The following is a 24692-nucleotide window of genomic DNA, read 5'->3' as shown; positions in this document are numbered from 1 at the left end:
TATGGCGAGCGGTGGACCAGCGAGCAGCCCGGTACCGGGGACCAGCGGGTGGGACGGGGCGGCCGAGGCCGCGGAGGAGCCGGGCGCCGAACCGCCCTTCGTCGACTTCGAGGAGCTGGAGTCCCGGTCCCGGCAGCTGCTGTCCGCGCCGGTGTACGACTACTACGCCGGCGGCGCCGAGACCGAGACGACGGTGCGGGAGGCCACGGCCGCCTGGCGGGCCTGGCGGCTGCGGCCGCGGGTGCTGCGCGGCACCACCACCGCCGCGCTCGGCACCGAGCTGCTCGGCAGCCCGGTGCGCACCCCGATCGGCATCGCCCCGTGGGCCTACCAGGCCATGGCGCACCCCGACGGCGAGCTCGCCACCGCCCGGGCCGCCGCCGCGACCGGCGCGCTGATGACCGTGTCCACCAGCGCCAACCACAGCCTGGAGGAGGTCGCCGCCGTCGCGCCCGCGAGCCCGAAGTGGTTCCAGCTCTACCGGCTGCACTCCGAGCGGCACACCGACGACCTCGCCCGCCGCGCCGGGGACGCCGGCTACCGGGCGCTGGTGCTCACCGTCGACGTGCCGCTGCTGGGCAGGCGCCGCCGCGACCTGCGGCACGACTTCGTGCACCGCGCCGGCGTCCGGATGGCCAACCGGCCGCCGGAGGGCGAGGAGCCGACGCTGGACGGCCTGGCCACCGGCACCTGGACCTTCGACGAGATCGCCCGGTTCGGCGAGCTGTCCGGGCTGCCGGTGGTGGTCAAGGGGGTGCTCCGGGGCGACGACGCCATCCGCTGCGTGCAGGCCGGCGCCGCCGCCGTGTGGGTCACCACCCACGGGGGCCGGCAGGTGGACCCGGCGATCAGCAGCGCGCAGGCGCTCCCGGAGATCGTCGAGGCGGTGGGCGACGACGTGGAGGTGTACGCCGACGGCGGTGTCCGCTCCGGCTCCGACGTGCTGACCGCGCTCGCCCTCGGGGCCTCGGCGGTCTTCCTCGGCCGGCCGATCGTCTGGGGGCTGGCCACCGGCGGCCAGGCGGGCGTGGCCCGGGTGCTCTCCGGGCTGGCCGACGAGCTCGAGCACACGATGGTGCTCTGCGGTCTCGACGACGTCCGGTCGGTGCCCGCCGACACCGTGGTGGCGGCGCGCTAACCTCTCCGAGGGCCGTGACTGGCGCGTCGAGGTGGGCCACCACCGGGGAGCGGTCCGCACCACCGTCGCCGTGCGCCTGGGCACCTCACCGTCGTTCAGCGCAGGAGGCACCCGTGACCGCAGCCCGCACCACCCACACCTTCGACGGCGTCGCCGCCTCGGCCGCCTACCGCAGCGCCCTGGAGGTCATCGGGGCCGTCGAGCCCCGCGTCGCCGACGCGATCAGCCAGGAGCTCACCGACCAGCGCGGCTCGCTGAAGCTGATCGCGAGCGAGAACTACGCCAGTCCCGCCGTGCTGCTGACCATGGGCAACTGGTTCAGCGACAAGTACGCCGAGGGCACGGCCGGGCACCGCTTCTACGCCGGGTGCCAGAACGTCGACACCGTCGAGGCGCTCGCCGCGGAGCACGCCCGGGAGCTGTTCGGGGCCCCGTACGCCTACGTCCAGCCGCACTCGGGCATCGACGCGAACCTGGTCGCCTTCTGGGCGGTGCTCGCCCAGCGGGTGGAGCTGCCCGCGCTCCAGCAGGCCGGCGCCCGCCACGTCAACGACCTCACCGACGCCGACTGGGCGACGCTGCGCCGCGCCCTGGGCGACCAGCGGATGCTCGGCATGTCGCTGGACGCCGGCGGCCACCTCACGCACGGCTTCCGCCCGAACATCAGCGGCAAGATGTTCGAGCAGTCCTCCTACGGCACCGACCCCGCCACCGGGCTGCTCGACTACGCCGCCGTCCGCGCCCGGGCCCGCGAGTTCCGGCCGCTGATCATCGTGGCGGGCTACTCGGCCTACCCGCGGCGGGTGGACTTCGCGGCGATGCGCGAGATCGCCGACGAGGTCGGCGCCACGCTGGTGGTCGACATGGCCCACTTCGCCGGGCTGGTGGCCGGCAAGGTGCTCACCGGCGACTTCGACCCGGTGCCGCACGCGCACATCGTCACCAGCACCAGCCACAAGTCCCTGCGCGGCCCGCGCGGCGGGTTCGTGCTGGCCCAGCCGGAGTTCGCCGACGCAGTCGACCGCGGGTGCCCGATGGTGCTCGGCGGCCCGCTCCCCCACGTCATGGCCGCCAAGGCGGTGGCGTTCGCCGAGGCCCGCCGTCCCGAGTTCGCCGGCTACGCCCGGGCGGTGGCCGACAACGCGCAGGTCCTGGCCGAGGGGCTGACGAAGCGCGGCGCCCGGCTGGTCACCGGCGGCACCGACAACCACCTGGTGCTCGTCGACGTCACCGGGTTCGGGCTCACCGGCCGCCAGGCGGAGTCCGCGCTGCTCGACGCCGGCATCGTCACCAACCGCAACGCGGTCCCGGCCGACCCCAACGGCGCCTGGTACACCTCCGGCATCCGGCTGGGCACCCCGGCGCTCACCAGCCGCGGCTTCGGCCCCGGGGAGTTCGACCGGACGGCGGAGCTGATCGTCGACGTGCTCTCCGCCACCACCCCGACCGCCACGCGCGACGGGCGCGCGTCGCAGGCGAAGTACGTGGTCGCCGACGGCGTCGCCGACCGCACCCGCGCGGCGGCCGCCGAACTGCTGGCGGCGCACCCGCTGTACCCGGGCCTCGACCTGGCCTGACGCCCGGATGACCCCGTCCCTCCTCGCCGCCCCCGCGTGCGGTGAGCGGGACGGGCTCCTCGACGTGGGGGACTGCATGCGTCACAGGCGCCCCGGTGACCCCCGTCGCCGCGTCGCGGAGCGACCAGCGCCCCCGTCACTCATACACTCGGCCGTGTGGACACCGCCGTGACCGACCCCGTGGTCGGCCTCGTTCTCGAGGGGCGCTACCGCCTCGAGGAGCGGGTGGCGCGGGGCGGCATGTCCACGGTCTACGCGGCCACCGACCTCCGCCTGCACAAGACCGTCGCCGTCAAGGTGATGGCCGAGCACCTGGCGCACGACCCCACCTTCGTCGACCGGTTCACCCGCGAGGCGCGGGCGGCCGCGATGCTCAGCCACCCCAACGTCGTGGGCGTGAGCGACCAGGGCAGCGACCAGGGCCTGGTCTTCCTCGTCATGGAGCTGGTGCGCGGCCGCACGCTGCGCGACCTGCTCAGCGCCCGCGGCCGGCTCACCGTCGGCGAGGCGTTCGCCGTCCTGGAGCCGGTGCTCGCCGGCCTCACCGCCGCGCACCGCGCCGGCATCGTGCACCGCGACATCAAGCCGGAGAACGTGCTGATCGGCGTCGACGGCGTGGTCAAGGTCGCCGACTTCGGCCTGGCCCGCGCCGTCGTCGGCACCGGGCAGACCAGCCAGACCGGCGGGGTGCTCATCGGCACCGTCGCCTACCTCTCCCCCGAGCAGCTCGAGCGCGGCCGCGCCGACGCCCGCAGCGACATCTACGCCGCCGGGATCGTGCTCTACGAGATGCTCACCGGGCACCCGCCGTTCGGTGGCGACACCCCGCTGGCGGTCGCCTACCAGCACGTGCACCACGACGTGCCCGCGCCGTCGGCCGAGGTGCCCGGCCTGCCGTGGCAGGTCGACGAGCTGGTCGCCCGCACCACGCGGCGCGACCCCGCCGGCCGGCCCCTGGACGCCGGGGCGTTCCTCGCCGAGCTGACCGACGTGCGCACCGACCTCGGCATCGAGCCGGTGCCCGTGCCGACCGGGCAGAGCACCGGTGGCCCCGGCACGCTGCGGCCCACCAACCGGCCGACCCGGCCCCGCCCCGGCCACCCGAGCAACCCCGGTACCGCGGTGCTCGGCGACCGCACCGACCGCGCCGGGCGCACCAGCATGCTGCCGGGGATGGGGGCCGGGCCCACCACCGACGTGCACGGACGCCGGCCCGCCCCCGGCCGGCCACGCCCCGGCGTCCCCGACCACGTCCGCCGCCGCCGCGCCCGGCTGCTCATCGCGATCGTCCTGCTGATGGCCGTGACGGTGGGCGCCGTCGGCTGGTGGCTGGGCTCGGGTAGGTGGACCGACGTCCCCGAGCTGACCGGCAAGCAGGAGGCCGCGGCCATCGACCTGCTGCAGGACGCCGGTCTGGATCCCGACCCGGTCGTCCGGGAGTGGAGCGAGGAGGTGCCCGAGGGCGTCGTCATCTCCACGGACCCGGCCTCGGGCGAGGTCATCCGCGGCACCGACGTGCGCGTCGTCGTCTCCAAGGGGCTGGAGCGCTACACCGTGCCGCCGGAGCTCGTCGGCCTGCCGGTCGACGACGTCGAGGCGCGCCTGCAGGCCGACCTGCCGATCCAGATCACCCGGGGCCAGGACTACGACGACGCCGTGCCCCCGGGCCACGTCGTCCGCTTCGACCCGCCCGCCGGGACCGCGCTCAAGCGCGACCAGGTCGTGACCGTGGTGATCAGCCAGGGCCGGGCGCCGGTCTCCGTCCCGGACGTGACCGGGCAGACCCCGGAGCAGGCGACGTCGAACCTGGAGGCGCTGGGCTTCGTCGTCGAGCGCATCGAGGACGGCCGCAGCGACCAGGTCGACCAGGGCGAGGTCATGGCCGTCGAGCCCGGCCCCGCGGCCGGGCCGGTCCCCTACGGCAGCACCGTGCGCATCCAGGTCTCCGCCGGCGTCCCGCTGGTCACCGTGCCCGACGTCGTCGGCCGCAGCGGCGACGAGGCCGCGTCGATCCTCGAGCAGGCGGGCCTCGAGGTGGAGGCCACCCGCTTCTTCGGCAACCGGGTGCTGCGGCAGAGCCCCGCGGCCGGGGAGACCGTCGAGCGCGGCACCTCCGTCACCATCCTGCTCAGCTTCGGATAGGCCCGTGCCCGACCCCTCCCCCGTGCCGCCGATCGGCGCGCACATCCAGATCAAGGGCGGCCTGGCCAAGGGCGGCCTGCCCTACACCGACGCCGTCGGCGCCCGTGCGGTGCAGGTGTTCGTCGGCAACCCGCGCGGCTGGCGGCTCACCGACGGGGACCCGCAGCAGGACGCGCTGTTCACCGCCGGGTGCGCCGAGCGCGGGGTGCCGTCGTTCATCCACACCCCGTTCCTGGTCAACGTCGGCTCCCCCACCGAGGCGACCGTGGCGCAGTCGATCGCCTCGATCGCGCACAACCTGCGGCGCGGCGCGCAGCTGGGCTGCCAGGGCGTGGTCGTGCACGCCGGCTCCGCGGTGGGCGAGGACCGCTACGAGCCCGCGCTGCGCCAGCTGCACGAGCAGCTGCTGCCGGTGCTGGAGGCCGCCGACCCGGACGGGCCGCGGCTGCTGGTCGAGCCCACCGCCGGCGGCGGCAAGGCGCTGGCGGCCACGGTCGAGGACCTGGGGCCGTACTTCGCCGCGCTGGAGCACCACCCGCTGCTCGGCGTCTGCTTCGACACCTGCCACGCCTGGGCCGCCGGGCACGACCTCGCCGTCCCCGGTGGGATGTCGGCGACCCTCGACGCGCTCGAGGCCACCGTCGGCCCCGGCCGGCTGGGCCTGGTGCACGTGAACGACTCGCTGGACGAGTGCGGCTCCAAGCGCGACCGGCACACCACGATCGGCGAGGGGCTGATCGGCTCCGGCGCGTACGGCACCGGCCCGTTCGCCGAGCTGGTGCGGCACCGCACGACCGCCGGGGTGCCGATGGTCGTCGAGACACCGAGCGTGCGCGACGGCGACCCCTGCGGCGGGCACGCGGCCGACATCAAGCTGCTCAACTCCCTCATCGGCGACTGACCGCCGCCTCCCGCGGCGCCTCCTGACCGCCGCCTCCCGCGGCGGGTCGAGCCGGGGGTGGTCGCGTCGAGCCGCGTGCGCACGCGGCTCACCCCTTCCCCGAGCGGGTCGGCCCGGGCGGGGCGGCGGCGACGTCAGCGGTCGAGGAGCTCCGTGAGGACGTCAGCGGCGCGCTCGACGGCAGCCCGGTCGACGTCGAGGTGCGTGACCAGCCGGATCCGGGAGGCGCTGACCTGGCTGACCAGCACGCCCCGCGCCTTCGCGGCCTCGGCCACCATCGGCGCCTCGACGCCGTCGAGCACCACCATGTTGGTCTCGACCGCCGCCGGGTCCACCCCCAGCCGCTTGGCCAGCAGGCGGGCGTGCTCGTGGTCCTCGCCCAGACGCGGGAGGTGGTGGTCGAGGGCGTACAGGCAGGCGGCCGCCAGCACGCCGACCTGGCGCATGCCGCCACCGAGCCGCTTGCGCCAGAGCCGGGCGGCCGCGATCCGCTCCGCCGACGCCACCAGCACCGAGCCGACGGGCGCGCCGAGCCCCTTGGAGAAGCAGACCGACGCGGTGTCGGCGAGCCGGCCGTAGGTGGACAGCGGCACACCCGAGGCGGCGTGCGCGTTCCAGATCCGGGCGCCGTCGAGGTGCACGGCGACGTCGGCGCCCCGCGACCAGTCCCACAGCGCCTGGAGCTCCTCCAGCGGCTGCACCAGGCCACCGCCGCGGTTGTGCGAGTTCTCCACCGCGACCGCGGCGGTCGCCGTCAGGTGCCAGTTGTCCCTGGGCCGCACTTGCTCGATCAGCTGCGCGGCGTCCAGCCGGCCGCCGGCGGACACCACGGTGCGCGTGGAGATGCCGAAGACCGCCGCCGCGGCGCCCATCTCGTAGGTGACGACGTGCGCATCGGCGTCGCAGAGCACCTCCTGCCCCGGCTCGCAGACCAGGCGCATGCCGATCTGGTTGCCCATGGTCCCGCTCGGCACGAACATCGCCGCCTCGTGGCCGAACAGCTCCGCGGTCCGCTCCTCGAGGGCGGTGACGGTGGGGTCCTCGACGTAGACGTCGTCGCCCACCTCCGCCTCGGCCATGGCCCGGCGCATGCCGGCGGTGGGCCGGGTGACGGTGTCCGACCGCAGGTCGACGAGCTCGGCAGCGTCGGTCATCCCCGCAGCATCTCCGCGACCAGGAACGCCAGCTCCAGCGACTGGCCGGTGTTCAGCCGGGGGTCGCAGGCGGTCTCGTACCGGCTGTTGAGGTCCTCGTCGCTGATCTCCATCGCGCCGCCGAGGCACTCGGTGACGTCCTCACCGGTCAGCTCCACGTGGATGCCGCCCGGCCAGGTGCCCAGCGCCCGGTGCACGTCGAAGAAGCCGAGCACCTCGTCGACGACCCGGTCGAAGTGGCGGGTCTTGTAGCCGGTCGGGGACTCGTGGGTGTTGCCGTGCATCGGGTCGCACTGCCACACGACCTGGTGGCCGCTGGCGGTGACCTTCTCCACGATGCCGGGCAGGACGTCCCGGATCTTCCCGTTGCCCATGCGGCTGATCAGCGTCAGCTTGCCGGGGACGCCGTCCGGGTCGAGGCGCTCGACGAGCTCGGTGGCCTGCTCCGGCGTCGTCGTCGGGCCGATCTTCACGCCGACCGGGTTGGCCAGCTTCGAGGCGAACTCGATGTGCGCGCCGTCCATCTGGCGGGTGCGCTCCCCCACCCACACGAAGTGGGCGGAGAGCGCGTACGGGCGGCCCTCGTGCATGCGCAGCAGCGCCCGCTCGTAGTCGAGGATCAGCGCCTCGTGCGAGTTGTACAGCTCCACCCCGCGGAGGGCGTCGGAGTCGATGCCGCAGGCGCGCATGAACGCCAGCGCGCGGTCGATCTCCCGGGCGATGACCTCGTACCGCACCCCGGCCGGGGAGTTGGCGACGAAGTCGCGGTTCCAGTCGTGGACGGCGTGCAGGTCGGCCAGGCCCCCGCGGGCGTAGGCACGGATCATGTTCATGGCGGCCGCGGAGTTCGCGTACGCCCGCACCAGCCGGTTGGGGTCGGGGATCCGCGACTCCCGCACCGGCTCCAGGGAGTTGACCATGTCGCCGCGGTAGGACGGCAGGCCCAGGGCGTCGGTGTCCGAGGAGCGCGGCTTGGCGTACTGGCCGGCGACGCGGCCGACCTTCACCACGGGCACGCTCGCGCCGTAGGTGAGGACGACGGCCATCTGCAGCAGCGTGCGGGTGGTCGCCTGCAGGTGCGGCTCGGTGTTCAGGTCGAACGTCTCGGCGCAGTCACCGCCCTGCAGCAGGAAGGCCTTGCCCTGGGCGACGTCGGCCAGCTGCGCGCGCAGCGTGTCGACTTCGCTGGGGGCGACGATGGGTGGCACGGTGGACAGGGTCTCCAGCACCGCGTCCAGGGCGACCCGGTCGGGCCACCTCGGCTGCTGGGCGGCGGGCAGCTCCCGCCACCGGTCCAGACCGGGGACCAGCTCGGCAGGTTCGGGGAGGCTCACGGGGGCCAGCGTACGGCGCGCTCCCACCGGCCCAGGGGCGGCGGCCTGCCTCAGCCGAAGAAGACCTCTGCCTCGGCGTAGCGCTCGGCCGGCACGAGCTTGAGCCGGGCGGTGGCGGTGGCCAGCGGGACCCGCACGATGTCGGTGCCGCGCAGGGCGACCATCACGCCGGTCTCCCCGTCGTGCACCGCCTCCACCGCGGCCAGCCCGAACCGGGTGGCCAGCACCCGGTCGAAGGGCGAGGGCGTGCCCCCGCGCTGCAGGTGGCCCAGGACGACGGCCCGCGACTCCCGGCCGGTCCGCTCCTCGATCAGCGCGGCCAGCGCCGGGCCGATGCCGCCGAGCCGGACGTGCCCGAAGGCGTCCGCCTGCCCGGCCGCCACGGGGAGCGCGCCGTCCCTCGCCTGGGCGCCCTCCGAGACGACGACGATCGGCGAGAAGCCGGTGTCGAAGCGGTGCTGCACGTGCGCGACGACGGCGTCGACGTCGAACGGGTGCTCGGGGATGAGGATGACGTTCGCCCCGCCGGCCATGCCCGCGTGCAGCGCGATCCACCCGGCGTGGCGGCCCATGACCTCGACGACCAGCGTGCGGTGGTGGCTGTCCCCGGTGGTGTGCAGCCGGTCGATCGCCTCCATCGCCACGCCCACCGCGGTGTCGAACCCGAAGGTGTAGTCGGTGGCGTCCAGGTCGTTGTCGATGGTCTTGGGCACCCCGACCACGCGCACCCCGCGGTCGGCCAGCCGGGTGGCGACGCCGAGGGTGTCCTCCCCGCCGATGGGCACCAGCGCGTCGATGCCCCACCGGTCGAGGCAGGCCAGCACCCGGTCGGGGCCGTCCTCGCGCGCGTAGGGGTTGGTGCGCGAGGTGCCGAGCACGGTGCCCCCGCGGGGCAGGATGCCGCGCACCGCCGCCAGGTCCAGCGGCACGGCGTCGCCGTCCAGCACCCCCCGCCAGCCGTCGCGGAAGCCGATCACCTCGTCGCCGTCGTGCCCGACGCCCTTGCGCACGACCGCGCGGATGACCGCGTTGAGGCCGGGGCAGTCGCCGCCCCCCGTGAGGATGCCGATGCGCATGGACGCCTCCAGCTCCAGCTCTGTTCCTGGCCGCGCCATGATGCCGCAGGCCGGGGCTCCGGGAGGGGTTCTGCGACGCCGCTCGCACGCCTGCCCGGATCGGTACCGGATCGACCGCGGACTGCCGATGGGGACCGGGACGGCGGACGGAGTGCCGCCCCCGACCCGGAAGGCCGAACATGCGCTGGACGAACCTGCTCTCCTGGGCGGTTCCCTCGAACACGGGCATCCGCACGAAGGTGGTGGCGCTGGCCGTCGCCAGCATCGCCGTGACCGGCGTGGCCATGGGCGGTGTCAGCGCGTGGCAGAGCAGCCGGTTCGCCGATGACGCCGCCCGGGACATGGACGCCCTCGTCGAGGAGAACATCAGCCGCGCCGCCCGGGGCGCCTACGACCTGGTCGCCACCCAGGGCGCGTCGACGGCCGTGAAGGTCGACCACGACCTCAACGCGGCGCGGTACGTGCTGCAGCAGTCCGGGGGCTTCGCCATCGACGCCTCCGGCCGCAACCTCGTGACCTGGGACGCCAGGAACCAGATGGACGGCGAGGTCACGCGGCTCACCCTGCCGCGCGTCCTGGTCGGGGGCGAGTGGCTGGGCCAGAACACCGACATGGCGGTCCGGACGCCGGTCGTCGACGACGTCATGGCGATGGTCGGCGCCACCGTGACGCTGTTCCAGAAGACGCCCGAGGGCGACTTCCTGCGGGTCGCGACGAACGTGCAGGCCGCGTCCGGCTCGCGCGCGATCGGCACCTACATCCCCGCCGTCAACCCCGACGGCACGCCCAACCCGGTCGCCGCCGCCGTCAGCAGCGGGCAGACCTACCGCGGCAACGCGTTCGTCGTCGACTCGTGGCTGGTGTCGGCCTACGAGCCGATCCTGGGCCCCACCGGCGACGTCGTCGGCGTCCTCTACGTCGGGGTGAAGCAGACCAACCTGCCCTCCCTCCGCCAGGGCCTGGAGTCGACCACCATCGGCGAGCACGGTCACATCGAGGTCTTCGGCGGCACCGGGGACCGGGCCGGCAGCGTCCTGGTCAGCCCCGGCGGTGCGCGGGACGGCGAGCAGCTGATCGACGCGGCCGACGCCGAGGGCGCGCCCTACGTGCGGCAGATCGTCGACGCCGCCCTGCCGCTCGAGGAGGGCGAGCAGGCGACGGTGCGCTACGTCGACCCCGAGGAGGGCCCCATGACGGCCCGCGTCTCCTACTACGCGCCGTGGGACTGGGTGATCACCGCCGTCACCCGCGACGCCGACTTCGCCGGTGCCACGGACGCGCTGGCCGAGGGCCGCACCTCGATGGTCTGGGCGATGGTGCTCGCGGCGCTGCTCATCGCCGTCGTGGGCGGGCTGATCGCGCTGTGGGTCGGCCGCCGGCTCACCCGTCCGCTGACCCGCCTGCGCGACCGCATGGCCGAGATCGCCGACGGCGAGGGCGACCTGACCCAGCGGATGGACGACTCCCGCGACGACGAGGTGGGGCAGCTCTCCGGCGCCTTCAACCGCTTCGTCGAAAAGGTCGCCGGCACCGTGCGGGACATCCACCGCTGCGCCCGGGAGGTCGCCTCCTCCGCGGCCGGGGTCTCCGCCGTGGCCGACGGGCTCGCGCAGCGGGCCTCCCGCAGCCGCGACCAGGCGCAGGGGGCGCACGGCGCGGCGTCGGAGATCAGCAGCAGCGTCTCGTCGGCCGCCGCCGGCGCGGAGGAGATGGGCGCCTCGATCACCGAGATCGCCCGCAGCGCCGCCGAGGCCGCGGAGGTCGGGCGCCAGGCCGCCTCGCTCGCCGAGCAGACCGAGACCACGATCGCCGCGCTCGGGGCCAGCTCCGCGGAGATCGGCGACGTCGTCAAGGTCATCTCGGGGGTCGCCGAGCAGACGAACCTGCTGGCGCTCAACGCCACCATCGAGGCGGCCCGCGCCGGCGACGCGGGCAAGGGCTTCGCCGTCGTCGCCAACGAGGTCAAGGAGCTCGCCCAGGAGGCGGCCAAGGCCAGCGAGGAGATCGCCCAGCGGGTCCAGGGCATCCAGTCCGAGACCACCGACGCGGTGCGGTCGATCGCCCGCATCGCCGAGGTGGTCCGGGCGATCAACGACCACCAGACGACGATCGCCAGCGCCGTCGAGGAGCAGACGGCGACCACCCGCGAGCTCAGCCGCAGCGTCGCCAGCGCCGCGGAGGGTGCCGGGGCCGTCACCACGACGCTGACCTCGGTGCGCCAGGACGCCGACGACAGCGCGTCCGACGTCGACCGGGCCCGCACGTCGGCGCAGGAGCTCGACGCGCTGTCCAAGGAGCTCAACCGGCTGCTCTCGGTGTTCACCGTCTGAGGCTGCAGGGATCGACGGCCGGGGCCGTCCGCGGGATCACCCGCGGGCGGCCTCGATCGCGTTCCAGCGGGCCAGGTTGTAGCGGGCGTCGACCAGCGCGTCGTGCGTGCCCTGCGGCTTGGGCGGCAGCGGCGGCTGCCCGGAGTCGTCCCAGCGCTGGCGCAGCTCGCGGGTGAACCGCGGGATCGGCCGCGGGAGCGCCGGCATCGCACCCCACAGCTGGCAGAGCGCCACGTGGTCGTAGGCGGCGAACCACGCCCAGAGCTCGATCTCCTCCCCCGGCGCGGTCAGGAAGGAGAGCAGGTCATCCCGGATCCGCTCCCGGCTCCGCCACGCCCGGTCCGCCGGCGGGGGCAGCTGGTCGAGGACGTTGCGGCGCACCCACGGGATGGCCCGGTCGGGGTCGAACTCCGTGCTCACCGCGTAGAACTCCCGCCCGGTCTCGTCCACGACGCCGATGGAGACGAGGTCGATGGTGGTGCCGTCCTCGATGAACTCGGTGTCGTAGAAGAAGCGCCGCACGGCACCCACCGTAGGCGGCCCGGTCAGGCCGCCGGACCGCTACTGGGCTGCGCCCCGAGCGAGTGGGTGCCGAACTCGCGGCCCCCCAGCGCCGCGATGTCCCGCTCGAGCTGGGGCACCCGCTTCGCCGCGACCGCCGTCGCCACCTTCTCGGCGAGGACGCCGGTGACCAGCTGGCGCAGGGCGGCGACGGTGCCCACCGAGCGCGGGACGAACACCCGCCGGCGGCGCGTCTCCAGGTTCTGCACCAGCGCCTCGGCGCAGGCCTCGACCGACGTGTACGCACCCAGCGGCCCCGGCAGCTGCCGGCGGGTCTCGGCGAAGGTGGGCAGCGCGGCCTCGGTGTCGCGCACCAGGTCGGTGTCGATCCACGTGGGGTGGGCGCTGGCCACCGTGACGCCGCGGTGCGCGACCTCCAGCCGCAGCGCGTCGCCGAAGCGCTCGACGCCGGCCTTGGACGCGCAGTAGGCGCTCATGCCGGGGAGGACGGTGAACGCCGCCGCGGAGCTGACGAGCAGCACGTGCCCCCTGCGCTTCGCGACCTCGGGCAGGGCGGCGTGCGCGGTCAGCATCGTGCCGATCAGGTTCACCTCGATGGTGCGGGCCAGCGCGTGGGCCGAGCTCGTCATCACCGTGGTGAGCGGCGCGATGCCGGCGTTGGCGACGACGACGTCCAGCCCGCCGAACGTGTCCACCGTGCGCCGCACCGCCGCGGCCAGCGCGTCGGCGTCGGTCACGTCGGCCTCCACCCACAGGTGCTCGGGGCCGAGCTCGCCGGCGACCCGCGCCAGCTCGTCGGGCTCCAGTCCGACGAGGGTGACCCGCGCCCCGCGCGCGGCCGCCTTCCGGGCCAGCGCGGCGCCGATGCCCCGGGCGGCGCCGGTGATCAGGACCGATCTCCCGGCCAGCGGGGTGCGGTGTCGGGACGCCATCGGGTTGCTCCTCGGCTCGTCGCGCTCCCATCGAGCACTGCTCAACAGATGTTGTAGCTTGTTGATCGTTGCTCAGCAAGCCGAGGGAAGGAGCCGACCGAGGTGACCAGCACGACGCGGACGCACGCCACCACCTCCGCCGCCCCGCGCGAGGTGCGGGTGGCCGTCATCGGGTCCGGCTTCGCCGGCCTGGCCATGGGGATCACGCTGCGGCAGCGCGGGGAGACCGACTTCGTCCTCCTGGAGCGGGCCGGGGACGTCGGCGGCACCTGGCGCGACAACACCTATCCGGGCGCGGCGTGCGACGTGCAGTCGCACCTGTACTCCTACTCCTTCGCCCCCAACCCGGACTGGCCCCGCGCCTACTCCGAGCAGCCGGAGATCCAGGCCTACCTGCAGGCGACCGCCGACCGGTTCGACGTGCGCCGGCACTGCGTCTTCGGGGCGGAGGTGACCGATGCCCGGTGGGACGACGCGGCGCGCCGCTGGCAGGTGCGGACGACGGCCGGCGAGTTCCGGGCCCAGGTGCTGGTCTCCGCCGCGGGGGCGCTCGCCGATCCGACCTACCCGGACATCCCGGGCCTGGAGACCTTCGAGGGCACCGTCATGCACTCGGCGCGCTGGGACCCCTCGCACGACGTGGGCGGTGAGCACGTAGCCGTCATCGGCACCGGCGCCTCGGCCGTCCAGATCGTGCCGGCCATCCAGCCGCAGGTGGAGAGCATCGCGGTCTACCAGCGCACCCCGCCCTGGGTGGTCCCCCGCACCGACCACCCGGTGAAGCCGTGGGCCCGCCGGCTGTACCGCCTGGTGCCGGGGGTGCAGCGCGCCGTCCGCGGGGCGCTCTACGCGCTGCGCGAGTTCCTCGTGATCGGCATGGCCAAGCGGCGGGCGTTCCTCCGGCCCGTCGGCCGGCTGGCGAGGGCCCACCTCCACCGCCAGGTACGCGACCCCCGGCTCCGGGCGGCGCTGACGCCGGACTACACGATCGGCTGCAAGCGGATCCTGATCAGCAACGACTACTACCCCGCCCTCTGCGCCCCCAACGCCGAACTGGTGACCGCGGGCATCGCCGAGGTCCGGCCGCGCTCGATCGTCACCCGGGACGGCGTCGAGCGGCCCACCGACACCCTCGTGCTCGCCACCGGCTTCCACGTCACCGACCTGCCGATCGCGGAGCGCATCCACGGCCGTGACGGCCGGTCCCTGGCCGAGGTGTGGGCCGGTGGCATGGTGAGCAACCGCAGCACCACCGTCGCCGGCTTCCCCAACCTGTTCCTGCTGGTCGGGCCGAACGTCGGCGTCGGGCACACCTCGATGGTCTACATGATCGAGTCGCAGGTGGCCTACGTCGACGACGCGCTGCGCACCATGGCGGCCGAGGGCCTCGCCGTCCTGGAGACCACCCCGCAGGCGCAGGCGGCCTACCGCGACCTCATCGCCCGGAAGTCGCAGGGCACCGTCTGGCTCGGTGGCGGGTGCGCGAGCTGGTACCTCGACGAGCACGGCCACAACACCACGCTCTGGCCGGACTTCACCTTCCGGTTCCGCAGGCTCACCCGGCGCCTGGACCGCGAGAACTACGTCGGCGTCCCCGCCGGGGCGCCCGTCCGCACGGAGGAGGCGGCGTGACCGGCACGCTCACCCGGACGGTCCGCCGGCGCACCGCGGCGGTCGCCACCTCCGACGGCGCGCGGCTGCACGCCACCGCCGAGGGCGGCGAGGAGGCCCCGGTGACCGTCGTCCTCGCCCACGGCTGGACGCTGTCGCAGGCCGCCTGGGACGACGTCGCCGGCCTGCTGGCCGGTCCGGTCGCCGACGGCGCCCTGCGCCTGGTCCGCTACGACCAGCGCGGCCACGGCCGCTCGGCCTGGCCCGCTCCCCGGCCGGAGGCCCCGGTCTCCATCGACCGGCTCGGCGAGGACCTGGCCGACGTCCTCGACCGGCTGGCGCCCACCGGGCCCGTCGTCCTCGGCGGTCACTCCATGGGCGGCATGACCATCATGTGCCTGGCCGCGGCCCGGCCCGAGCTCTTCGGGGACCGGGTGCGTGGCGCGGCGCTGGTGTCGACGTCGGCCGGCGACCTCGCCTCCGACCCCCGGTCGGCCGGCGGCCGCATGGCCCGGATCCGCCCCGGCGTGCTGACCGCGGCGCTGGCCGGCGCGGCCCTGGTGGAGCGGCTGCGCGCGCTCGTGCCGCCGGACCACCCGCGGCACCGGAAGATGGTGCGTGACCTGCTCTACGGCGCCGATGCCACCGACGAGATGGTCCGGGAGGGGGCGGAGATCATGCACGCGTCGACCGTGCGGTCCTTCGTCGAGTTCCTGCCCGCCCTCGGCGACCACGACAAGCGGGCGCAGCTCGACGCGCTCACCCGCGTCCCGGTCGAGATCTTCGTGGGCGACAGCGACAAGCTGACCCCCGAGCGGCACAGCGCGCAGCTCGCCGAGGCGCTGCCCGGGGCCCGGCTGCACCGGGTGGAGCGGACCGGCCACATGCTGCCCCAGGAGCGCCCCCGGCTCGTCGCCGACGGCCTGCTGCGCCTCGTGGCCGCCGCCGGCGGGCAGGGCCCCGCGTGACCGGACGCGCCCGCCGGTCGGCGGACGACCGCCGGGCGCAGCTCGTGCAGATCGGCCTCGAGCTGCTGCCCACCACCCCGGTGCAGGAGCTCACCATCGACGAGGTGGCCCGCCGGGCCGGCATCAGCCGCAGCCTGCTGTTCCACTACTTCCCGAGCAAGCGGGACTACTACGCGGCCGTGACCCGCGCGGCGGCGGAGCTGCTGTGGGCCCACCTGCTGCCCCGGCCGGGCACCCCCGGGGACGGCTCGGGCGTCGACGGCATGCTGGACCGCTACGTCGGCTGGGTGGAGACCTTCCGGGAGACCCACCTGGCCTTCGTCCGCGGCGCCGCGGGCGGTGACCCCTGGGTCGCCGAGGTCTACGCGGAGACCCGCGACCGGCTCGTCGAGGTGGGGCTGCGCACCCTGGGGCTGCCGGACGACGCCCGCCGCCGCCAGCTCGTCCTCGCGTTCTTCGCCTTCACCGAGGATCTCGTGGCGCAGTGGGTGCTGGAGCCGACGATGCCCCGCGAGGAGCTGCTCGCGCTGCTCCGCGACGTCCTGGACCGGCTGCTGCCGCGCTAGCTAGCCGGCGAGCGTCGACGGCGCGCGCTCGACCGCCTCGGCGACCGGCGGCTGGAGGGTCGCGACGACGTCGTCGGCGCTGGCGCCGGTCGCGTCCATCGACTTCTTCACGGTGGCGCCGTAGACGTCGACGTACTCCTGGCCGGAGAGGGTCATGATCTCGTACATGATCTCGTCGGTGATCGAGCGCTCCACGAAGCGGTCACCGGCCAGGCCCTCGTAGCGGCTGAAGTCCAGCGGCTCGCCGACGCGGACGCACACCTTCATCAGGCTGCGCCCGAAGGGCAGGCGGCGGGAGGTGTAGACCATGGCGACCGGGATCACCGGGACGCCGGTCTCCAGCGCCATCCGGGCGACGCCGATCTTGCCGCGGAACAACCGGCCGTCCGGGGAGCGGGTGCCCTCCGGGTAGATCCCGAGGAGCTGGCCGTCCCGCAGGATGCGGATCCCGGTCCGGATCGCGTCCTCGGCCGCCGAGGCGCTGGAGCGGTCGATCGGCACCTGCCCGGCCCCGGCGAAGAACGCCCGCTGGAGGAAGCCCTTGACGCCCGTCCCGGTGAAGTACTCCGCCTTGGCCAGGAAGGTCACCCGGCGCTTGAGCTGGAGCGGCATGAAGATCCAGTCGGCCGCCGACAGGTGGTTGCTCGCCAGGATGGCCGCGCCCGACGCGGGCACGTTCTCGATGCCCTCGACCTTCGGGCGGAAGACCAGCCGCGCCACCGGGCCGATGGCGACGAACTTGAGGAACCAGTAGAACAACACGCCTCCCTCGGGGACTGCCAGACTAGGGAGCCTGGGGCACCCCTCACAATCCGGGGCCCCGCCGTGAGCCAGCCGACACCGGTGCGACGCCGGAGGCCCAGGAGGAGCCCGTGCCCGGACCGACCCCCGTCCCCGAGGTGATGCCCGGCGCCGAACCCTTCGAGTTCCCCGGGGGCGAGGGGCCCGAGGGGCGCACCGGGGTGCTCCTGGTGCACGGGTTCACCGGGACGCCGATGAGCATGCGGCCCTGGGGCGAGCACCTCGCGGCCGAGGGGTTCGCCGTCCGGTGCCCGCTGCTGCCCGGCCACGGCACCCGCTGGCAGGACTGCAACGCCAGCACCCACGACCAGTGGACGACGGCGGTCGGGCAGGCCTTCGACGAGCTGGCGGCCCGCTGCGACCGGGTCTTCGTCGCCGGCCTCTCGATGGGCGGGACGCTGGCGACGCGGCTGGCCGAGGTGCGCCCCGACGACGTCGCCGGGCTGCTGCTGGTGAACCCGGCCCTGCTCACCCAGCGGCTGGACGCCAAGCTGCTCCCGCTGCTGGCCCGGGTCACCGCGAGCTGGGCGCCGATCGCCAGCGACATCAAGAAGCCCGGCGTCACCGAGCTGGCCTACCCGCGGCTGCCGCTCCGGGCCATGCTCCAGCTGCGCGGCCTCTGGGCCGCGACCCGCGCCGACCTGGGCCGGGTCACGGCGCCGGTCATCGTCTTCCGCAGCACCGAGGACCACGTCGTGGAACCGGTGAACAGCACCGTCCTGCTCGCCGGCGTGGCGAGCCCCGACACCACCGAGGTCGCCCTGGAGGACAGCTACCACGTGGCCACCCTGGACAACGACGCCCCGCTGATCTTCCGCCGCTCGGCGGAGTGGATCCGCGCCCGCGTGCCCGCCGGCGAGCCCGGCGCCCCCTCGGGCGGGCGCCGGTGACCGACCGCCGCGGCCGCGGCCGCCGTGACAACGGCCTGGACGCCGTGCTCTGGAGCCCCGTCCGCGACGTCGACCCGCGGGTGGGCGAGCACCTCCTCGACGTGCTCGAGGCCGCGGGCATCGCCGCCTACCTGGAGCCGGCCGCCGACGTCGGCCCCTACACCCGGTCGGTGTCCCTGCCCAGCCCGCCGTCGGACCGGTTGTTCGTCGACCGGGCGCGCCGGGCCGAGGCGCGGGGGCTGGTGGATCAGCACGCCGACGACCACCCCGTCGAGCGGCCGGTCCTGCGCCGGCCCGCCGGGCGGGACCTGGACGAGGACGCCGAGTGGCGGCGCATCGTGGCCGCCTTCGAGGCCGAGCACGGCCGCCCGGTGGTCGAGGAGGCCCCCGCGGACCCGCCGCCCCCGGCGCCCTCCGAGGTGCCGGTGCTCGACCGGCCCGAGGAGCACTACGAGCCGCCCGCGCCCCCGCCGCTACCGGTCCCGGCCCCCGCGGTGCTCTACGCGTTGCTCCTGGTGCTCACCGGCATCCTGCTCATCGGCGTCCCGTCGGTGATCGGGCTGTCGGCGGACGCCGGTCTCGTGCTCGGCGTGGCGGTGGTGGCCGGCGGCGCGGCCCTGCTGGTCTCCCGCATGCGCGACCGCTCCGACGACGGCGACGACGGCGCGGTGGTCTGAGGTGGCCACCGTCACCGGGACCGTCACCGTGACCGGCCACCTCGTGGACACCGGCATCCTCGCCCGCATCCTCGACGACGTCCTCGAGTACGGGGGCGACTACCGGATCGAGAGCCTGGACCTCGGGCGGCAGCACGAGGACGAGTCGACGGCGCTGATCCAGATCACCGCCGACGAGGCCGAGCGGCTCGAGCGGATCCTCATGCGGGTGCAGGTCCACGGCGCCAACGCCGTCGACCCGGGGACGGCGGCGACCCGGCCCGCCCCCGCCGACGGCGTCTTCCCCGACGACTTCTACTCCACCACCAACCTGGAGACCCTCGTCCGGCTGGACGGCGAGTGGCTGCGGGTGCGCAACCCCGAGATGGACTGCGGCCTGGTGGTGACCAGGGAGGGGGGCGGCACGGTGGTGCGCACCGTCCCGGTGAGTGACGTCCGGGCCGGCGACGCCGTCGTCTGCGGGGCGCACGGGGTGCGGGTCGAGCTCCCCGTGCAGGCGCCGCGCGGCGAGGAGGACGACTTCGGGTTCATGTCGTCGGCGGTGTCCAGCGAGAAGCCGCAGGCGCTGCTGGTCCGCCAGATCGCCGAGCGCATGCGCGAGGTCAAGGCGGCCGGGCAGCGGGTGCTGTGGGTGGGCGGCCCGGCCGTGGTGCACACGGGCGCCGCCCCGGCGATGGTGCGGCTGGTCCGCGCCGGCTTCGTCGACGTCCTCTTCGCCGGCAACGCGCTGGCCACGCACGACATCGAGTCGGCGCTGTTCGGCACCTCGCTGGGGGTCGACCTGGCCAAGGGCTCGGGCGTGCCGCACGGCCACGAGCACCACATCCGCGCGATCAACACGATCCGGGCGGCCGGCTCGATCCGGGCGGCGGTCGAGGACGGCGTCCTCACCGGCGGGGTCATGCACGCGATGGTGGCGGCCGGCAAGCCGTTCGTGCTGGTCGGCTCGGTGCGCGACGACGGGCCGCTGCCCGACGTCTTCACCGACGTGATCGAGGGTCAGCGGGCCATGCGCGCCGAGCTGCACGACGTCGGCTTCGCGATCATGGTGGCGACGATGCTGCACTCCATCGCGACCGGGAACATCCTCCCGGCGTCCGTCCCGCTGGTGTGCGTCGACATCAACCCCGCGACGGTGACCAAGCTGGCCGACCGGGGCAGCGCCCAGGCGATGGGCATCGTCACCGACATCGGCCTGTTCCTCGAGCAGCTGGCCCGCGAGCTCTGCTGATCAGGCGTCGCCCTCGGCGACGGCCCTCCTGACCAGGTCGGCGGCGCCGACGAGGCCGGCCTGGGGGCCGAGCTCGGCGACGACGACGCGCGGGCCGGGCCGGAACCCGCGGCCCGGCAGGGCGCGCTCGAGCCGCTCCCGGGCCGGGCCCAGCACCATCTCGCCGAGCACGCTGACCCCGCCCCCGATCACCACCACCTCGGGGTCGAGCACGGCGGCGAGGTCGGCGATCCCCTGCCCCAGCCAGTAGCCGACCTCGGTGACGAGCTCGAGGGCGAGCGGGTCGCCGTCGTGGGCGGCGCGGGCGACGTGCTCGCCGGTCAGCCGGTCGGGCTCGCAGTCGACGCGCTCCAGCAGCAGCGCCGCGGCGGCCGGTGAGGTGCGGGCCACCTCGCGGGCGGTCTGGCCCAGCGCCGTCCCGCTGGCGTACTGCTCCCAGCAGCCGCGGTTGCCGCAGGCGCACAACCGCCCGTCGGGGACGACGCGCATGTGCCCCCACTCCCCCGCGACGCCGTGCGACCCGCGGCGCAGCCGGCCGTCGAGGACGATCCCGCCACCGATGCCGGTGCCCAGGGTGATCATCAGCGCCAGGTCGGCGCCGCGGGCGGCGCCGTAGCGGTACTCGGCCCAGGCCGCGGCGTCGGCGTCGTTGCCCACCCACAGCGGGCGCTGCAGGCGCGCCACGAGCTCCTTGCGCAGCGTCGAGTTCCGCCACGCCAGGTGCGGGCTGAACAGCACGGTGTCGCCGGTGCGGTCGAACCACCCGGCGGCGCCGACGCCGACCCCGACGATCTCGCCCCCGTACCCGCCGGCGAGCTCGTCGACGACGGCGGCGATCGCGTCCTCGGTGTCGCTCACCGAGGCCCCCGGCGTCGCCCGCCGGGCGGTGGCCAGGAGTTCGCCGTCGGGGGCCACCAGGCCCCCGGCGACCTTGGTCCCGCCGATGTCGATGCCGAGCGCCGGCAGGGCCGTCACCTCCGGCCCGGTCACGCGATGTCGATCCGCTGGACGGCCGGGCCGTCGCCGGGCTGCTCCCCGGGACGCGGCCCGGGCGCCTCGCCGGCGCCGTCCTCCGGCTGCTCGGCGAACGACCGCAGGGCGGTCGCCGCGGCGGTGAGGACGTCGGCCAGGGCGGCGGTCACCTCGGGGCGCTCGCCGCGCACGACGGCCGCCACCTGGCACACCGGGCACCAGCGGCAGTCGTCCCCGCCGTGCTCGCCCGCACCGGTGGCAGGCAGCTGCCCGGCCCCTGCGCGGACGGCGTCGAACAGGCGGCGGGCCTGCTCGGCCCACTCGGCACCGCTGGTCATCTGGTCCTCTCCTCGGCCGCCAGGAGGTCGGCCGGCCACTGCTGCGGATCCGGGCGGAAGCTGATCTCGAGGTGCGCGGCGGCGGCGCCGGGGTCGAGCAGCCGGCCCCCGGTCACCTGGCACCGGCGCAGCAACGGGTCCAGGCGCACCGAACGACGATCCTCCCCCACGGACACCACGAGGTCATCGCCCCACCGGGTCAGCCCGACCTCCGCGCGGTCGGCGAAGGGCAGCGGCACGGCCAGCCGCCACCCGCCCTCCCCGCGCTCGGGGGCCGGTGGCACCGGCCCCCCGGACGCCGGGAGGTCGAGCCCGTCGAGCAGCGCGCCGGCGCCGGCCAGGTCCGCCGGCGGCGCCGCGAGCTCGGGCAGCTCGTGCACCGGCGCCACGTCGGCGAGGCCGCTCCGGGCGGCGTCCTGCTCGGCGGCGCGGGCGCGCCACCACTCCCCGGGACCGCCGGCGGGCAGCACCCGGGCGAGCACGGCGGCGATCCGGAGCCCGTGCAGGCCGAGGACGGTCGCCGCGCGGCGCGCCGGTGGGACGGCGGCCCGCTGCGCCCCCGTGGTCAGCCAGACCGCCGTCGTGGTGGCGTCGGCGAGCCGGTCCCGGGCGAGCAGCTGCTCGATGCCGGGCAGGACGTCGAGCACGGCGTCCAGGGGTCCCCGGCGGGCGGCACCGGCCGCCACGGAGGCCGTCCGGACGGCGGCCAGCGCGCGGGCCGTCGGCGGCAGCGCCTGGTCCAACCACCAGCGCAGCGCTCCGGGCAGTGCCGCCAGCGCCAGCCCGTCCGCCAGCGGCCCGGCGTCCACGACCACCAGGTCGGCGTCGGCCGAGCCGAGCGCCGCCAGGAACGCGAGCTCACCGGCGCCCGGCAGGGGCACCACCGAGGTCGCCGGCGGCAGGTCCAGGTGCGGCAGCAGCCCGGCCAGGGCATCGGCGTGACCGCCCCACAGCTCCTCGACCGCCCGGCGGCCGTCCACCCGCCGGACGCGCAGGCCGGGCACCTCGTCGAGGCCGGGCAGGGTGGCCGGCCGGCGGGACAGCAGCACCGTGCTCCGCCCCTCCCGGGCGGCGCGCGCGGCCGCGGCCGCGGCCACCGTCGACGACCCGGCCCCGCCGGAGCCGGTGACCACGAGCGTGCGCACGGCTCAGCCCTCGACGCGCTTCTTGAGCTCCTTGAGCGCGGTGTCGAGGATGACCTTCTCCGCCTTGCGCTTGATCATGCCCAGCATCGGGATGGAGAGGTCGATGGTGATGGAGTAGGTGACCTCGGTGCGACCGCCGGTCTCGACCAGGGTGTAGGAGCCCTCCTGCCGCTTCTGCATCTGCCCCTTGACCAGGGACCAGGAGACGCGGCGGTCGTCGTCCCAGGTGTACTCCAGGACGTAGTCGTCCTTCACCGCGCCGGCGTCGAGGACGAAGTGCACGCGGCGGGCCCGCCCGTCCGCACCGGTCTCGAGCACCTCGACCTTCTTGGCGGCGGCGACCCACTGGGGGTAGGACGGGAAGTCGGCGATCACCGCCATGACCTCGGCCGCAGGCGCCTCGACGACGATCGACTGGGTGGACTGGTCGGCCATGGGCAGCAGGCTAGCCGCTCGGGCCACGGCCGGCCCCGGCACCACGGCACTGCGCTACTGCCCGGTAGCCCGAGCCGCTAGATTGGCCCGGACGTCCCCGCACCGGGGCCCCGGGCGACGGAGCCCGGCGGGCGGTCGGGGAGGAGAGGACCGGGCGTGCGCGAGTTCAGCGTTCCTGCAACCCACGAGGTGGGCCCCGACGAGGCGCTCACCGACATGCTGGCGGCCAACGTGGCCGGCCACGGTGACGAGGTCGGCCTGCGGCGCCGGGTGGACGGCCGCTGGACCGACGTGACCTGGCGGCAGTTCGGCGAGGAGGTCCGCGGCGTCGCCAAGGGCCTGATCGCCGCAGGTGTGGCCGCCGGGGACCGCGTCGCGCTGCAGGCGAAGACCCGCTACGAGTGGACCGTCCTCGACTACGCCATCTGGACCGCCGGCGCCGTCGTGGTGCCGGTCTACGAGACCTCCAGCGCCGACCAGGTGGCCTGGATCCTCTCCGACTCCGGCGCCACCGCCACCGTCGTCGAGCGCGACGAGCACGCCGCCGCCATCGAGTCCGTCCGCGACCAGGCCCCCGAGCTCAAGGCCGTCTTCGTCATCGAGGACGGCGCGGTGGAGCAGCTGACCGCCACGGGGGCGGAGGTGCCCGACAGCGAGCTGGACGCGCGTCGCGCCACGCTGCGCGCCGACAGCCTCGCCACGCTGATCTACACCAGCGGCACGACCGGCCGGCCCAAGGGCTGCGAGCTGACGCACGGCAACTTCCTGTTCGAGATCGGCAACGGCATCACGCTGCTGGACCGGTTCATGAACGTGCAGGGCTCGCTGCTGCTGTTCATCCCGCTGGCCCACGTGCTGGCCCGGGTCCTGCAGGTCGGCGCCGTCAAGAACCGCACGGTCATCGGCCACACGCCGGACGTGAAGAACCTCGTCGAGGACCTCGGCGAGTTCAAGCCGACGTTCGTCCTCGCCGTCCCGCGGGTCTTCGAGAAGGTGTTCAACTCGGCCAAGGCGAAGGCCGAGGGCGACGGCAAGGGCAAGATCTTCGACAAGGCCGCCCAGGTGGCGATCGACTGGTCGCGCGCCCAGGACACCGGCGGCCCCGGGCTGGGGCTCCGCCTGCAGCACGCGCTGTTCGACAAGCTCGTCTACGGCAAGCTGCGCGCCGCCCTCGGTGGGCGCTGCCTGGGTGCCATCTCCGGCGGCGCGCCCCTCGGTGAGCGGCTGGGTCACTTCTTCCGCGGCATCGGGGTCACCGTCTTCGAGGGCTACGGCCTCACCGAGACCACCGCCGCCGCCTCGGTCAACCACGACGACGCGATCCGCATCGGCACCGTCGGCCGCCCGCTGCCGGGGGTGACGTTCCGGATCGCCGAGGACGGCGAGGTGCTCATCAAGGGCGGCATCGTCATGCGCGGCTACTGGAACAACCCGACCGCCACCGAGGAGGCGATCGACGCCGAGGGCTTCTTCCGCTCGGGCGACCTCGGCGAGCTCGACGCGGACGGCTTCCTGCGGATCACCGGCCGCAAGAAGGAGATCCTGGTGACCGCGGGCGGCAAGAACGTCGCCCCCGCGGTGCTCGAGGACCGGCTCCGCGCGCACCGGCTGGTCAGCCAGTGCATCGTCGTCGGTGACCAGCGGCCCTACATCGCCGCGCTGGTCACCCTCGACGAGGAGGCCCTCCCGCTCTGGCTGGAGTCCAAGGGCAAGGACACCGGGCTCACCGCCGCGCAGCTGCGCGAGGACCCCGACGTGCTCGCCGAGCTCGGCGCCGCGGTCGAGGACGCGAACAAGGCCGTGTCGCAGGCCGAGGCGATCAAGAAGTTCACGGTGCTGGCGACCGACTTCACCGAGGACAACGGGATGCTGACGCCGAGCCTCAAGCTCAAGCGGAACGTGGTCATGAAGGAGTTCGGCTCCGACGTCGAGGCCCTCTACTCCCGCTGACG

22 protein-coding genes and 1 riboswitch are annotated in these 24692 nt (G+C 75.0%); of the genes, 12 read left to right on the top strand and 10 right to left on the bottom strand.

The window, feature by feature from the left end:
• Position 1 precedes the first annotated feature (1 nt).
• The 4 genes from E9565_RS02290 to E9565_RS02275 all read left to right on the top strand — a co-directional run bounded on the left by E9565_RS02290 (position 2) and on the right by E9565_RS02275 (position 5758).
• Positions 2-1138, top strand: a complete 1137-nt coding sequence (locus tag E9565_RS02290) for an alpha-hydroxy acid oxidase (protein ID WP_236826683.1) — start codon at positions 2-4, stop codon at positions 1136-1138.
• A 4-nt stretch (positions 1139-1142) separates the two neighbouring features.
• Positions 1143-1227: riboswitch (ZMP/ZTP riboswitch) on the top strand.
• Positions 1228-1251: 24 nt separating this feature from the next.
• A complete protein-coding gene (locus E9565_RS02285; RefSeq protein ID WP_236826684.1) occupies positions 1252-2715 on the top strand; it encodes a glycine hydroxymethyltransferase in 1464 nt (487 codons plus the stop codon).
• 156 nt (positions 2716-2871) lie between these two features.
• The gene (gene pknB / locus E9565_RS02280) at positions 2872-4857 is read left to right on the top strand and encodes a Stk1 family PASTA domain-containing Ser/Thr kinase (protein WP_236826685.1); all 1986 of its coding nucleotides are present in this window, start codon (positions 2872-2874) and stop codon (positions 4855-4857) included.
• 4 nt (positions 4858-4861) lie between these two features.
• Positions 4862-5758, top strand: coding sequence for a deoxyribonuclease IV (locus E9565_RS02275; RefSeq protein ID WP_236826686.1), 897 nt, complete (start codon positions 4862-4864; stop codon positions 5756-5758).
• Positions 5759-5892: 134 nt separating this feature from the next.
• On the opposite strand, the gene E9565_RS02270 is transcribed toward E9565_RS02275, so the two are convergent.
• From E9565_RS02270 to E9565_RS02260, 3 genes are read right to left on the bottom strand one after another with little or no spacing between them, the layout of a single operon-like run.
• On the bottom strand, positions 5893-6912 hold the full coding sequence (locus tag E9565_RS02270; protein ID WP_236833986.1) for a low specificity L-threonine aldolase: 1020 nt from the start codon (positions 6910-6912) through the stop codon (positions 5893-5895).
• Complete coding sequence (locus E9565_RS02265; RefSeq protein ID WP_236826688.1) at positions 6909-8246, bottom strand: class II 3-deoxy-7-phosphoheptulonate synthase; 1338 nt, start codon at positions 8244-8246, stop codon at positions 6909-6911. Before E9565_RS02265 ends, E9565_RS02270 begins: the two co-directional genes overlap by 4 nt.
• Before the next feature lie 50 nt (positions 8247-8296).
• Complete coding sequence (locus tag E9565_RS02260) at positions 8297-9322, bottom strand: 6-phosphofructokinase (RefSeq protein WP_236826689.1); 1026 nt, start codon at positions 9320-9322, stop codon at positions 8297-8299.
• Between the two features lie 179 nt (positions 9323-9501).
• Between E9565_RS02260 and E9565_RS02255 the strand changes: the two genes are divergently transcribed.
• Positions 9502-11652: a methyl-accepting chemotaxis protein gene (locus tag E9565_RS02255; protein WP_236833985.1), complete on the top strand. Its 2151-nt coding sequence runs from the start codon at positions 9502-9504 to the stop codon at positions 11650-11652.
• A gap of 36 nt (positions 11653-11688) precedes the next feature.
• On the opposite strand, the gene E9565_RS02250 is transcribed toward E9565_RS02255, so the two are convergent.
• Both E9565_RS02250 and E9565_RS02245 read right to left on the bottom strand, forming a co-directional pair.
• Complete coding sequence (locus E9565_RS02250; RefSeq protein ID WP_236833984.1) at positions 11689-12174, bottom strand: polyadenylate-specific 3'-exoribonuclease AS; 486 nt, start codon at positions 12172-12174, stop codon at positions 11689-11691.
• Positions 12175-12197: 23 nt separating this feature from the next.
• The gene (locus tag E9565_RS02245; RefSeq protein ID WP_236833983.1) at positions 12198-13106 is read right to left on the bottom strand and encodes an SDR family oxidoreductase; all 909 of its coding nucleotides are present in this window, start codon (positions 13104-13106) and stop codon (positions 12198-12200) included.
• A 102-nt stretch (positions 13107-13208) separates the two neighbouring features.
• Between E9565_RS02245 and E9565_RS02240 the strand changes: the two genes are divergently transcribed.
• The 3 genes from E9565_RS02240 to E9565_RS02230 are packed head-to-tail and all read left to right on the top strand — an operon-like array spanning position 13209 to position 16251.
• Positions 13209-14738 carry an NAD(P)/FAD-dependent oxidoreductase gene (locus tag E9565_RS02240; protein WP_236833982.1) on the top strand — a complete coding sequence of 510 codons (1530 nt, stop codon included), beginning with the start codon at positions 13209-13211 and terminating at the stop codon, positions 14736-14738.
• Positions 14735-15685 (top strand): alpha/beta fold hydrolase, encoded by a 951-nt coding sequence (locus tag E9565_RS02235; protein ID WP_236833981.1) that lies wholly within the window; start codon positions 14735-14737, stop codon positions 15683-15685. Before E9565_RS02240 ends, E9565_RS02235 begins: the two co-directional genes overlap by 4 nt.
• On the top strand, positions 15682-16251 hold the full coding sequence (locus E9565_RS02230; RefSeq protein WP_236833980.1) for a TetR/AcrR family transcriptional regulator: 570 nt from the start codon (positions 15682-15684) through the stop codon (positions 16249-16251). The genes E9565_RS02235 and E9565_RS02230 overlap by 4 nt, the downstream gene beginning before the upstream one ends.
• Here the strand turns inward: E9565_RS02230 and E9565_RS02225 are convergent, their stop codons facing one another.
• Positions 16252-17013 (bottom strand): 1-acyl-sn-glycerol-3-phosphate acyltransferase, encoded by a 762-nt coding sequence (locus E9565_RS02225; protein ID WP_236828873.1) that lies wholly within the window; start codon positions 17011-17013, stop codon positions 16252-16254.
• Between the two features lie 110 nt (positions 17014-17123).
• On the opposite strand from E9565_RS02225, the gene E9565_RS02220 reads away from it, so the two are divergent.
• Genes E9565_RS02220 through E9565_RS02210 form a run of 3 tightly spaced genes read left to right on the top strand, consistent with a single transcriptional unit; the run spans position 17124 to position 19850 of the window.
• Positions 17124-17942, top strand: coding sequence for a carboxylesterase (locus E9565_RS02220; protein WP_236828872.1), 819 nt, complete (start codon positions 17124-17126; stop codon positions 17940-17942).
• Complete coding sequence (locus E9565_RS02215) at positions 17939-18619, top strand: hypothetical protein (RefSeq protein ID WP_236833431.1); 681 nt, start codon at positions 17939-17941, stop codon at positions 18617-18619. Before E9565_RS02220 ends, E9565_RS02215 begins: the two co-directional genes overlap by 4 nt.
• A 1-nt stretch (position 18620) precedes the next feature.
• The gene (locus tag E9565_RS02210) at positions 18621-19850 is read left to right on the top strand and encodes a TIGR00300 family protein (RefSeq protein WP_236827015.1); all 1230 of its coding nucleotides are present in this window, start codon (positions 18621-18623) and stop codon (positions 19848-19850) included.
• Here E9565_RS02210 and E9565_RS02205 read toward each other — a convergent pair whose 3' ends face one another.
• The 4 genes from E9565_RS02205 to E9565_RS02190 are packed head-to-tail and all read right to left on the bottom strand — an operon-like array spanning position 19851 to position 22740.
• Positions 19851-20840, bottom strand: a complete 990-nt coding sequence (locus E9565_RS02205; RefSeq protein WP_236833979.1) for an ROK family glucokinase — start codon at positions 20838-20840, stop codon at positions 19851-19853. It abuts the gene before it with no gap.
• Positions 20837-21160: a hypothetical protein gene (locus E9565_RS02200; RefSeq protein WP_236827017.1), complete on the bottom strand. Its 324-nt coding sequence runs from the start codon at positions 21158-21160 to the stop codon at positions 20837-20839. The genes E9565_RS02205 and E9565_RS02200 overlap by 4 nt, the downstream gene beginning before the upstream one ends.
• On the bottom strand, positions 21157-22305 hold the full coding sequence (locus E9565_RS02195; protein ID WP_236827018.1) for an ArsA family ATPase: 1149 nt from the start codon (positions 22303-22305) through the stop codon (positions 21157-21159). The genes E9565_RS02200 and E9565_RS02195 overlap by 4 nt, the downstream gene beginning before the upstream one ends.
• Before the next feature lie 3 nt (positions 22306-22308).
• Positions 22309-22740: an SRPBCC family protein gene (locus E9565_RS02190; protein WP_236833978.1), complete on the bottom strand. Its 432-nt coding sequence runs from the start codon at positions 22738-22740 to the stop codon at positions 22309-22311.
• Positions 22741-22896: 156 nt separating this feature from the next.
• Between E9565_RS02190 and E9565_RS02185 the strand changes: the two genes are divergently transcribed.
• Entirely contained in the window at positions 22897-24690 is a 1794-nt protein-coding gene (locus tag E9565_RS02185; RefSeq protein WP_236833977.1) for a long-chain fatty acid--CoA ligase, read from the top strand.
• Positions 24691-24692 lie beyond the last annotated feature (2 nt).

The organism is Blastococcus sp. KM273129, assembly GCF_021698995.1.
Classification (GTDB): domain Bacteria; phylum Actinomycetota; class Actinomycetes; order Mycobacteriales; family Geodermatophilaceae; genus Blastococcus.
The sequence above is the reverse complement of the archived record's forward strand: the minus strand, read 5'-3'. Positions and strand labels throughout refer to the sequence as shown.